Source organism: Streptosporangium sp. NPDC049248 (assembly GCF_040678965.1).
GTDB classification, from domain to species: Bacteria; Actinomycetota; Actinomycetes; order Streptosporangiales; family Streptosporangiaceae; genus Streptosporangium; species Streptosporangium fukuiense.
Genome location: NZ_JBFAQY010000058.1, coordinates 1 through 13,109 on the forward strand (window position 1 = coordinate 1; position 13,109 = coordinate 13,109).

The window sequence follows — 13,109 nt, forward strand, 5'->3', positions numbered from 1 at the left end:
TTGGTGCGTGGGGTTCGTCGGTCGGCGGTGTCGGTGGTGGGTGATGGGTTGGTGGGGCGGTTGGCCGGGTTGGGTGAGGCTGATCGGGTGCGGTTTGTGGTGGAGTTGGTGCGGGCGCAGGTGGCGGTGGTGTTGGGGCATGTTTCGCCGCAGGTGGTGGAGGTGCGTCGGGAGTTTCGGGAGTTGGGTTTCGATTCGCTGACCGCGGTGGAGTTGCGTAATCGGTTGAATGTCGCGACGGGGTTGCGGTTGCCGGCGACGTTGGTGTTCGACTATCCGACGCCGGTGGTGTTGGCGGAGTTCTTGCTGGGCGAGCTGCTCGGCGAACAGGCCGACCTGATCATTCCGGCCACGCTCGCATCGGTCTCGGATGACCCCGTTGTCATCGTGTCGATGGCGTGCCGCTATCCAGGTGGGGTCAACACCCCTGAGGACCTGTGGCGGCTGGTCACCGAGGGCGGGGACGGGATCTCGTCGTTCCCGACGACGCGCGGCTGGGATCTGTCGGCCTTCTACAGTCCGGATCGGGAGAGCCGGGGGACCAGTTATGTGCGTGAGGGCGGGTTCCTGCACGAGGCCGGGGAGTTCGACCCTGGGTTCTTCGGGATCTCGCCGCGTGAGGCGCTGGCGATGGACCCGCAGCAGCGGCAGTTGCTGGAGGTGTCGTGGGAGGCGATCGAGCGGGCCGGAATCGATCCGGTCTCGCTGCGCGGCAGCCGTACCGGCGTGTTCGCCGGGATCATGTACCACGACTACGCGTCAAGCGTGGAGTTCCCGCCGGATGTGATGAGCTTCTTCGGCATCGGCAATGCCGGGAGCGTGTTGTCGGGCCGGATCTCCTACACGCTGGGCCTGGAGGGCCCGGCGATGACGGTGGACACCGCGTGTTCGTCGTCCCTGGTCACGATGCACCTGGCGGCGCAGGCGCTGCGTAACGGGGAGTGCTCGCTGGCGGTGGCCGGTGGTGTGACGGTGATGGCCACGCCGGGTGCGTTCATCGACTTCAGCGCGCAGGGCGGGCTGGCCGGGGACGGGCGGTGCAAGTCCTTCTCGGACGCGGCCGACGGGGTGAGCTGGGGCGAGGGTGTGGGCGTGCTGGTGCTGGAGCGGTTGTCGGACGCGCGCCGCAACGGCCATGAGGTGCTGGCGGTGGTGCGGGGTTCGGCGGTGAACCAGGACGGTGCGTCCAACGGGTTGACCGCGCCGAACGGTCCGTCGCAGCAGCGGGTGATCCGCCAGGCGCTGGGCAGCGCCGGGTTGACCGCCGCCGAGGTGGACGTGGTCGAGGGCCACGGCACCGGTACGACGCTGGGTGACCCGATCGAGGCGCAGGCGCTGCTGGCGACGTATGGCCAGGACCGGGACGAGGACCGTCCGCTGCTGCTGGGTTCGATCAAGTCGAACATCGGTCACACCCAGGCGGCCGCCGGTGTGGCGGGTGTGATCAAGATGGTCATGGCGATGCGGCACGGTGTGCTGCCCCGGACGTTGCATGTGGATGAGCCGTCGTCGCATGTGGACTGGTCGGCGGGCGCGGTGGAGTTGTTGACCGAGTCCAGGTCCTGGCCTCAGGTGGACCGGCCCTGGCGGGCGGGGGTGTCCTCGTTCGGCATCAGCGGCACCAACGCGCACGTGATCATCGAGCAGGCCCCGGAGGTCGAAACCGAGGAGGTACGGCGGGGACCGGAGACTCCGCGGAGCGAAGCCGAGTCGGGTGTGGTGCCGGTACTGGTGTCGGGCCGCACGGCAGGAGCGTTGCGGGCGCAGGCCGAACGGCTGGCGGCGTTCGTGGATGGCGATGCCGGTCTGGGGCTGGCCGACATCGCGTTCTCGCTGGCCACGACGCGGTCGGCGTTCGAGCATCGGGCGGTGGTGCTGGCCGAGGGCCGTGATGGTGCGCTGGCCGGTTTGGGGGCGCTGACCGACGATCGCCCGGGTGCCGGTGTGGTGTGCGGGGTGGCCGGGGCGGAGCCGCAGTTGGCGGTGTTGTTCACCGGTCAGGGCAGTCAGCGGGCGGGGATGGGCCGGGAACTGTATGACCGCTTCCCGGTGTTCGCGACAGCGCTGGATGAAGTGATCGCGGAGCTGGACCCGCTGCTTGGCGGGTCGTTGCGTGAGGTGTTGTTCGCCGAGCCGGGCACGGCCGAGGCGGAGCTGCTGGATCGGACCGGGTGGGCGCAGCCCGCGCTGTTCGCGGTGGAGACGGCGCTGTTCCGGCTGGTGTCCTCGTGGGGTGTCAGGCCGGACGTGCTGGCCGGGCACTCGATCGGGGAGATCAGCGCGGCTCATGCGGCGGGGGTGCTGTCGCTGGCCGACGCGTGTGCGCTGGTGGCGGCGCGGGGCCGGTTGATGCAGGCGTTGCCGTCCGGTGGGGCGATGGTGTCGCTGCAGGTGGCCGAGGAGGAGGTCGCCGCTCTGCTGGCCAGGCGTGAGGGTGAGGTGTCGGTCGCGGCGGTGAACGGCCCGTCTTCGGTGGTGCTCTCCGGGGTGGAGGAGGCGGTTCTCGATGTCGCCGCCGCTCTGGAGGAGCGCGGGGTGCGCACGAAGCGGTTGCGGGTGTCGCACGCGTTCCATTCGCCGTTGATGGACCCGATGCTGGAGGACTTCCGGGCGGTGGCTCGGACGCTGACCTACGGCCCGCCGCAGATCCCGGTGGTGTCGACCCTGACCGGGCAGGCGGCCGCGGCCGAGCAGCTGTGCTCGCCGGACTACTGGGTGGACCAGGTGCGTGGCGCGGTCCGCTTCGCCGACGGCGTGCGGGCCCTGCACCACCAGGGGGTGCGGGCCTACCTGGAGCTGGGCCCCGACGGGGTGCTCACCGCCATGGCCGACGACACCCTGAAGGTGCTCGCCGACGCGGACGAGGTTGCCCGTCCCCACGTAGCCGAGGACACGAGCGCTCACCACGTCACCACGGGCAGGTACGCGGATTCGAACCCGGTACTGGTGCCGGTGCTGCGGAGAAACCGCGACGAGCAGTCAGCGATCATGACAGCGCTGGCCGAGCTGTATGTGCACGGGGTACCGCTCGACTGGCGGGCGGTGCTTACGGGTGGGCGCCGGGTGCAGCTGCCGACGTATGCCTTCCAGCGGCAGCAGTTCTGGCCGACCGGTAAGCGCGTCGGGGACGCCCGCGGCCTGGGTCTGGCCGCGGCGGAGCATCCGCTGCTGGGTGCCGCCGTTCGACTGGCCGACTCCGACGGTGTGCTGCTGACCGGGCGGTTGTCCGCGCAGTCGCACGCCTGGCTGGCCGATCACGTCGTGGGCGGGATGGTGGTGTTCCCCGGCACCGGGTTCCTGGAGCTGGCGGTGCGGGCGGGTGACCAGGTCGGCTGTGACCGGGTGGAGGAGCTGACCCTGGTCGCCCCGCTGGTGCTGGGCGAGGACGACGCGGTCGCGGTGCAGGTGTCAGTGGGTGCCCCGGACGAGTCAGGCAGGCGCATGCTCAGCGTCTACGCCCGCCCGGCCGAGGCCGAGGACCACGCGCCGTGGATACGGCACGCCACCGGCATGCTGATGGCCACGGGTTCTTCCGCCAAGGCCGGTGATCCGGCCGCCGGGGACGATGCCACGATGTGGCCTCCGGCGGGGGCGACTGTGATCGAGCTGGACGGGCTGTACGACCGGCTCGCCGAGGGCGGGCTCGGCTATGGGCCGGTGTTCCAAGGCATGAAAGCCGCCTGGCGCGGTGCGGCCGGTGAGGTGTTCGCCGAGGTCGCCCTGCCTGAGCAGGCGGCGTCGAGCGCGGGTTCGTTCGGGCTGCATCCGGCGCTGCTGGACGCGGCGTTGCACGCGGTGCCCTTCGTCGGGCTGGAGGCGGCAGAGGGCGGAAGGTTGCCGTTCTCCTGGAGCGACGTGAGCCTGCAGGCCGGAGGCGCGTCGGCGTTGCGGGTGCGGCTGGCCAAGACGGGTGACGACTCCGTGTCGCTGACCGCGATGGACGCCGTCGGCGCGCCGGTGCTGTCGGCGCGCTCCTTGGTGCTGCGGTCGGTCTCGACCGGCCAGCTCGCCGCGGCCTCCCACGACCGTGGGGTGGAGCGGGACTCGCTGTTCCAGCTGGACTGGGTTGCCGCGCCGATGACGGTCTCCCCGGTGGACGCCGTGATCGGGCTGGAGGTGGCCGAGCTCACCGGCGACCTCGACGCGCTGGAGCTGCCGTTCGGCAGGATGCCTGACCTGGTGACCGTCGAAATCGAGGTCGCTGACTCCACGGATGTGGTGGAGTCGGCGCACGCGCTGACCACACGCGTTCTTGACCTGCTGCAGCGGTGGCTGGCCGATGAGCGGTTCAGCGGCTCGCGCCTGGTGTTCGTTACCCGGGGCGCGGTCGCGACCGACGCCGGCGAGACCGTGTCGAACCCGGCTGCGGCCACCGTGTGGGGACTGGTCCGTAGTGCCGAGGCGGAAAATCCGGGCCGCTTCCTGCTGGCCGATGTGGAGGAGTACGAGACCGCCCTGTCCGCGCTGCCCGTCGTGCTGGCTTCCGGCGAGTCGCAGGTGGCGGTGCGTGAGGGCAGGGTGCGGGTGCCGCGGTTGGCGTCGCTGGCCTCGGGGGCGGGTCTGCTGCCGCCGGCCGGGGTGCCGTGGCGGTTGGGCAGCCGGGCCAAGGGCAGCTTGGACGCGCTGGAGTTGCTTCCGTTCCCGCAGGCGGCCGAGCCGCTGGAGGCCGGGCGGGTACGGGTGGCGGTGCGTGCGGCGGGGGTGAACTTCCGGGACCTGCTGGACGGGTTGAACGCGCTGGGCTGGTTCCAGGACAGGGTCGGCCTGATGGGCGGCGAGGCCGCCGGGGTGGTGCTGGAGGTCGGCCCCGGCGTCGAGGATCTGCGTCCGGGGGACCGGGTGGTCGGTCTGGTCGAGGGCGGCTTCGGCCCGATGGCGATCACCAGCGACAAGGTCCGGGCCAGGATCCCCGATGGGATCTCCTTCGAGGAGGCGGCGACGATCCCGGTGGTGTTCCTGACGGCCTTCTACGGGCTGATGGATCTGGCCGGGTTGCGGGCGGGTGAGCGGCTGCTGGTGCACGCCGGTACGGGCGGTGTGGGCATGGCGGCGATCCAGCTGGCCCAGCGGCTGGGCGTGGAGGTGTTCGCCACGGCGAGTCCGGCCAAGTGGGAGGTGCTGCGTTCGATGGGCATCCCGGATGACCACATCGCCTCCTCGCGCACGCTGGAGTTCGAGGAGCGCTTCTCCCAGGTGTGTGGTGAGCGCGGGATCGATGTGGTGCTGAACTCGCTGACGGGTGAGTTCATCGACGCCTCGGCGCGACTGCTGCGTCCGGGTGGCCGGTTCGTCGAGATGGGCAAGCTGGACATTCGTGAGCGGGGGAGTTTCCCGGGGCTGGAGTATCACTGGTTCGATGTGATGGACGCCGGGTCGGGGCGGCTGGAGCAGATCCTGGCCGAGCTGATGGGGTTGTTCGCCGCGGGTGAGTTGCGGCCGTTGCCGGTGACGGCGTGGGATGTGCGGCGGGGCCGGGAGGCGTTCCGGTTCATGAGTCAGGCCAGGCACACGGGCAAGATCGTGTTGACCATGCCCCGGCGCTGGGATGCGGAGGGCACGGTGTTGATCACCGGTGGTACCGGTGGTCTGGGTGCGGAGGTGGCCCGGCATCTGGTGGCCGAGCACGGGGTGCGGCATCTGCTGCTGGCCAGCCGCCGAGGCCCCGAGGCGGACGGCGCACATGAGCTTGAGCGGGAGCTGGCAGCGCGAGGCGCTCAGGTGACCATCGCTCCCTGTGATGTGGCAGAGCGGGATCAGGTCGCCGCGCTGCTGGCGCAGGTGGACAACGACCATCCGCTGGCCGCGGTGATCCACACCGCGGGCGTGCTGGACGACGGGATCATCGCCTCACTGACACCTGAGCGTCTGGGCGGAGTGTTGCGCCCCAAGGTGGATGCCGCCTGGCATCTGCACGAGCTCACCCGGGAGGCGGACCTGGCCGAGTTCATCGTGTTCTCGTCGGTGGCGGGAACGTTCGGCGGGGCGGGACAGGGCAACTACGCGGCGGGCAACGCGTTCCTGGACGCGCTGGTCCAGCACCGGAAGGCCGCGGGACTGCCGGCGGTGTCGCTGGCCTGGGGCCCGTGGTCACAGGACGTCGGGATGACCAGCCGGTTGTCGCAGGCGGACGTGCAGCGGTGGAGCATGAGTGGCCTGCTGCCGATCTCACCCCCTCAGGGCATGGCGTTGTTCGACGCGGCCATCGCGTCCGGTGAATCGGCGGTGGCTCCTGTCCGCCTGAACATGCCGGCGTTGCGGGCGCATGCGGAGCTGCCGCCGATGCTGAGCGGGCTGCTGCCCGCCGCACGCCGCTCGACGGCCGCCGCCCCGCAGGTGCGGAGCAAGCTGCCGCAGAGGCTGGCTTCGCTGGGTGCCGCGGAACGCATCGAGGTCCTGCTGGATGTGGTGCGGACCGAGGTGGCGCTGGTGCTGGGGCACGCCATACCGGACACGGTGGAGGTGCGGCGGGAGTTCCGTGAACTCGGTTTTGACAGCCTCACAGTGATCGAACTGCGGAACCGGCTGAATGCCGCAACGGGTCTGCGCCTGTCGGCCACGCTGGTGTTCGACTATCCCACGCCGACCGTGCTGGCCAAACACCTGCTTGACGAGCTGATGGGTGCGCAGACGGAAGTCCCGGACACGGCGCCGCCGGTGCTGTCGCCGGTGGCCGATGACCCGATCGTGATCGTGAGCATGGCCTGCCGCTATCCGGGCGGGGTGAATTCCGCCGAGGATCTGTGGCGGCTGGTGGCCGAGGGTGGGGACGGGATCAGCGGGTTCCCGACGACCCGCGACTGGGATCTCGACGGGTTGTACAACCCGGATCGGGAGAGTCGCGGTACCAGTTACGTGCGTGAGGGTGGGTTCCTGCACGAGGCGGGGGAGTTCGATGCGGGGTTCTTCGGGATCTCGCCGCGTGAGGCGCTGGCGATGGACCCGCAGCAGCGGCAGTTGCTGGAGGTGTCGTGGGAGGCGATCGAGCGGGCCGGGATCGACCCGGTCTCGCTGCATGGCAGCCGTACCGGCGTGTTCGCCGGGATGATGTACCACGACTACCGATCGGGGCGCCTTGAGTTCCCTCCGGACGTGATGAGCTTCATGGGAACCGGCACCGCCGGAAGCGTGCTGTCCGGCCGGATCTCCTACACATTGGGCCTGGAGGGCCCGGCGGTGACGGTGGACACCGCGTGCTCGTCGTCGCTGGTGGCCATTCATCTGGCGACGCAGGCGCTGCGTAACGGGGAGTGCTCGCTGGCGGTGGCCGGTGGTGTGACGGTGATGGCGTCCCCGGGCGCGTTCATCGACTTCAGCGCGCAGGGCGGGCTGGCCGGGGACGGGCGGTGCAAGTCCTTCTCGGACGCGGCCGACGGGGTGAGCTGGGCCGAGGGTGTGGGCGTGCTGGTGCTGGAGCGGTTGTCGGACGCGCAGCGCAACGGGCACCAGGTGCTGGCGGTGGTGCGAGGTTCGGCGGTGAACCAGGACGGTGCGTCGAACGGGTTGACCGCGCCGAACGGTCCTTCGCAGCAGCGGGTGATCCGCCAGGCGCTGGCCGTCGCGGGCCTGAGGCCCGCCGAGGTGGACGCGATCGAGGGGCACGGCACCGGGACGACGCTGGGTGACCCGATCGAGGCGCAGGCACTGCTGGCCACCTATGGGCAGGACCGGGACGAGGATCGGCCGCTGCTGCTGGGGTCGATCAAGTCGAACATCGGTCACACCCAGGCGGCGGCCGGTGTGGCGGGTGTGATCAAGATGGTCATGGCTCTGCGGCATGGTGTGCTGCCCCGGACGTTGCATGTGGACGAGCCGTCGTCGCATGTGGACTGGTCGGCGGGTGCGGTGGAGTTGTTGACCGAGTCCAGGTCCTGGCCTCAGGTGGACCGGCCCTGGCGGGCGGGTGTGTCCTCGTTCGGCATCAGCGGCACCAACGCGCATCTGATCTTGGAGCAGGGGCCGGAGGCTCCTGAGGCGGAGCCGCGTGACCAGGACCGGGCGCCGGCTGCGGGTGTGGTGCCGTGGGTGGTGTCCGCCAGGAGTGGCGAGGCGCTGCGTGAGCAGGCGCGGCGGCTGGCGGCGTATGTGAGTGCGCACGGTGAGCTGGATCAGGCGGATGTGGGTTTCTCGCTGGTCACGACGCGGTCGGCGTTCGAGCACCGGGCGGTGGTGCTGGCGGCCGACAGCGAGGAGGCGCTGGCCGGACTGCGGGCTGTCGCCGAGGACCGCCCGGGGGCCGGTGTGGTGGCCGGGCTGGCCGCGACGGAGCCGAAGCTGGCGGTGTTGTTCACCGGTCAGGGGAGTCAGCGGGCGGGGATGGGCCGGGAGTTGTATGCGCGGTTCCCGGTGTTCGCGGCGGCGTTGGACGAGGTGGTCGCGGAGCTGGATCCGTTGCTTGGCGGGTCGTTGCGTGGGGTGTTGTTCGCCGAGCCGGGTTCGGCGGAGGCGGGGTTGCTGGATCGGACGGGGTGGGCGCAGCCGGCGTTGTTCGCGCTTGAGGTGGCGTTGTTCCGGTTGGTGTCTTCGTGGGGGGTGCGGCCGGGTGTGCTGGCGGGGCATTCGGTCGGGGAGATCAGCGCGGCTCATGCGGCGGGGGTTTTGTCACTGAAGGACGCGTGTGCGTTGGTGGCGGGCCGGGCGCGGTTGATGCAGGCGTTGCCGTCCGGTGGGGCGATGGTGGCGGTGCGGGCCGCAGAGGAGGACATCGAGTCGTTGCTGGCCGGGCGTGAGGACGAGGTGTCGGTCGCGGCGGTGAACGGCCCGGCCTCGGTGGTGCTCTCCGGGGTGGAGGAGGCGGTTCTCGATGTCGCCGCCGCTCTGGAGGAGCGCGGGGTGCGCACGAAGCGGTTGCGGGTGTCGCACGCGTTCCATTCGCCGCTGATGGATCCGATGCTGGAGGACTTCCGCACGCTGGCCCGGACGTTGACCTACGGCCCGCCGCAGATCCCGGTGGTGTCCACGCTGACCGGTGAGGCGGCCACGGCCGAGCGGTTGTGTTCGCCGGATTATTGGGTGGAGCAGGTGCGTGGTGCGGTCCGGTTCGCCGACGGGGTGCGCGCGTTGCACGCCCAGGGGGTGCGGGCGTATCTGGAGCTGGGGCCTGACGGGGTGCTGACCGCGATGGCGGTCGACACGCTCGCGGCCGAGTCCGAGGTGGAGGTGCACACGTCGGACGCCGTGCTGGTGCCGGTGCTGCGCAAGGACCGAGACGAGCGGATCGCGCTCATGACGGCGCTGGCCGAACTGCACGTGCACGGGGTGGCGGTGGACTGGCAGGCCGTCTTCCCCGATGCTCGCCGGGTCGACCTGCCGACGTACGCCTTCCAGCATCAGCGGTTCTGGCCCAAGAGGGTGACAGCCGGCGTGGGCAACGTGGCCGCGGCCGGGCTGGCGACAGCCGGCCACCCGCTGCTGGGCGCCGCCGTGGGCCTGGCCGACTCGGACGGTGTGCTGCTGACCGGGCGGTTGTCGGTGCGGACGCATCCGTGGCTGGCCGACCACGTGGTGTCGGGAACAGTGATCTTCCCGGGGACCGGGTTCCTTGAGCTGGCGATCCGGGCGGGCGACCAGGTCGGCTGCGACCTGGTGGAGGAGCTGACCCTGACCGCGCCGCTGACGCTGGGCGAGGGCGAAGCCGTCGCGGTGCAGGTGTGGGTGGGCGCCACCCAGGAGACGGGCCACCGGAGCGTGAACATCTACGCCCGATCGGCCGAGGCCGCAAACGACGTGCCGTGGGTACGGCACGCCACCGGCACCTTCACGACAGGCACCCACACCATCGGTTCCGCGGACACCGCGCCGTTCGACGCCGCGGTGTGGCCCCCGCTGGGCACGACCGCTATCGAGCTGGACGGCTTGTACGAGGAACTGGCCGCGGGCGGGTTCGAATACGGCCCGGTCTTCCAGAATCTGCGCGCCGCCTGGTGCGGCGCCGACGGCGAGGTGTTCGCCGAGGTCGCGCTGCCCGAGCAGGTCGGTGACGTCGGTTCGTTCGGGATGCATCCGGCGTTGCTGGACGCGGCGTTGCACGCGGTGCCGTTCGTCGGGCTGGAGCCGGTCGAGGGTGGCCGGTTGCCGTTCTCGTGGGGCCGGGTGAGCCTGCGCGCGGGTGGCGCGTCGATGCTGCGGGTGCGGCTGGCCAAGACGGGTGACGACTCCGTGTCGCTGACCGCGGTGGACGCTGCCGGCGAGCCGGTGCTGTCGTCGCGTTCGCTGGTGCTGCGGCCGATCGCGACCGACCAGCTCGCCGTCGGCGGCGGCCGTGGCGTGGAGCGGGACGGGCTGTTCCGGGTGGAGTGGAGCACGCTGCCCGAGGTGCCGGAATCGGCCGCCGGGCTGAGCGTGGCCGAGATGACCGGAGACCTTGCCGCACTGGACCCGGTACCGGACGTGGTGACGTTCACCGTCGGCTCCCCCGAGAACACCGGCGTGCTGGAATCGGCGCGTGCGGTGACCGCCGGGGTGCTGGGTCTGTTGCAGGGGTGGCTGGCCGACGAGCGGTTCAGCGACTCGCGCCTGGTGTTCGTCACCCGGGGTGCGATCGCGGCCGGTGAGGGTGAGGCGGTCACCGATCTGACGGCTGCGGCGGTGTGGGGGTTGGTGCGTAGCGCGCAGTCGGAGAACCCCGGCCGGTTCGTGCTGGTCGACGTGGACGAGGAGCCGGTACGGCTCGATGCGCTGCCCGTCGTGCTGGCTTCCGGCGAGCCGCAGGTGGCGGTGCGTGACGGTGGGGTGCGGGTGCCGCGGCTGGCGTTGCTGGCCTCGGGGGCGGGTCTGCTGCCGCCGGCCGGTGGGGTGCCGTGGCGGTTGGGCAGCCGGGCCAAGGGCAGCCTGGACGCGCTGGAGTTGCTTCCGTTCCCGCAGGCGGCCGAGCCGCTGGAGGCCGGGCAGGTGCGGATGGCGGTGCGTGCGGCGGGGGTGAACTTCCGGGACCTGCTGGACGGGTTGAACGCGCTGGGCTGGTTCCAGGACAAGGTCGGCCTGATGGGCGGCGAGATCGCCGGCGTGGTGCTGGAGGCCGGTCCCGAGGTGAAGGGCCTGCGTCCGGGGGATCGGGTGATGGGTCTGGCCGAGGGCGGGTTCGGCCCGGTGGTCGTCGCCGAGGCCACGACCCTGGTGCAGATCCCCGATGGGATCTCCTTCGAGGAGGCGGCGACGATCCCGGTGGTGTTCCTGACGGCCTTCTACGGGCTGATGGATCTGGCCGGGTTGCGGGCGGGTGAGCGGCTGCTGGTGCACGCCGGTACGGGCGGTGTGGGCATGGCGGCGATTCAGCTGGCCCAGCGGCTGGGCGTGGAGGTGTTCGCCACGGCGAGTCCGGCGAAGTGGGAGGTGCTGCGTTCGATGGGCATCCCGGACGATCACATCGCCTCCTCGCGCACCTTGGAGTTCGAGGAGCGCTTCCGTGCGGTCTGCGGTGAGCGGGGCATCGATGTGGTGCTGAACTCGCTGACAGGTGAGTTCATCGACGCCTCGGCGCGGCTGTTGCGGCCGGGTGGCCGGTTCGTCGAGATGGGCAAGCTGGACATTCGTGAGCGGGGGAGTTTCCCGGGGCTGGAGTATCACTGGTTTGATGTGATGGATGCCGGGTCGGGGCGGCTGGAGCAGATCCTGGCCGAGCTGATGGGGCTGTTCGCGGTGGGTGAGTTGCGGCCGTTGCCGGTGACGGCGTGGGATGTGCGCCGGGGCCGGGAGGCGTTCCGGTTCATGAGTCAGGCCAGGCACACCGGGAAGATCGTGCTGACCATGCCTCGGGTCTGGGACCCGGAGGGCACGGTGTTGATCACCGGTGGGACGGGTGGTCTGGGTGCGGAGGTGGCCCGGCATCTGGTGGCCGAGCACGGGGTGCGGCATCTGCTGCTGGCCGGCCGACGAGGCCCCGACGCCCCCGGTGCGGCAGAGCTTCATCGGGAGCTGAGCGATCAGGGTGCCCGGATCACCATCGCCGCCTGTGACATGGCGGACCGGGACGCGGTGGCCGGCCTGCTGGCCGGGGTGGCTGCCGGGCATCCGCTGACCGCGGTGATTCACGCGGCCGGAGTCCTGGATGACGGGACGATCGCCTCGTTGACGCCGGAGCGGCTGGATGGGGTGTTGCGGCCGAAGGTGGACGCGGCCTGGCATCTGCACGAGCTGACCCAGGGGATGGATCTGGCGGGGTTCGTGGTGTTCTCCTCGCTGGCCGGGTTGATGGGTGGTGCGGGTCAGGGTAACTATGCGGCGGCGAATGCGTGGTTGGACGCGTTGATGGCGCGGCGCCGGGCGCAGGGGTTGCCGGGGTTGTCGCTGGCGTGGGGGTTGTGGGCGCAGGCCACCGGGATGACCGGGGCCATGTCGCAGGCCGATGTGCAGCGGATGACCGCCGCCGGGTTGCCGCCGATCACCACCGAGCAGGGGCTGGCCCTGTTCGACGCGGCCATCGACTCGGATGCGCCGCTGGTGGTCCCGGTACGGCTGAACCCGCCCGCACTGCCGCAAGAGCAGGTGCCGCCGCTGTTCCGCGGGCTGGTGCGCGGGACCCGTCGTACCGCCGCCGCGTCGTCGGCCGCCGGAGACGGTGGTGCGGGCGTGGCACTGTCCCGGCAGCTGGCCGGCCTGGCCGCCGCCAAGCGGATCCGGGTGCTGATCGACCTGGTTCGCACCCAGGCCGCCGCCGTACTCGGACACCCCGACTCAGCGGCGGTGGAAGTACGGCGCGAGTTCCGCGAGCTGGGCTTCGACTCACTGACCGCGATCGAGTTGCGCAACCGGCTCAACGCCGCCACCGGGCTGCGCCTGCCCTCCACCCTCGTCTTCGACTACCCCACGCCCACGGCCCTCGCCGAACACCTCCTCGCGGAGATCGCTCCCGGGGAGACCGAGGTCGCGAAGCCGTCGTTGCTGGCCGATCTCGACCGATTCGAGGTCGCCCTTTCCGAGGACACGATTGACGAGATCACTCGGAACGGCATCGCGACGCGGCTCCGGCAGTTGCTGGGGAAGGTGAGCGGGAGCGGCTCAGAAACTAGTGAAATCGCTGTCGAGGACATGCTCGAATCGGCGAGTACCGAGGACATCCTCGGCTTCATCGAAAGCGAACTGGGTCACCTGAAAGAACTGTGACCTCCAGCTCG

General features: G+C 70.9%; 1 protein-coding gene. It reads left to right on the forward strand.

Going from position 1 to position 13,109, the window contains the following annotated elements; genetic code table 11:
• Window positions 1–87: 87 nt before the first annotated feature.
• Entirely contained in the window at window positions 88–13,098 is a 13,011-nt protein-coding gene (locus AB0K21_RS44005) for an SDR family NAD(P)-dependent oxidoreductase (RefSeq protein WP_364159064.1), read from the forward strand.
• Window positions 13,099–13,109 lie beyond the last annotated feature (11 nt).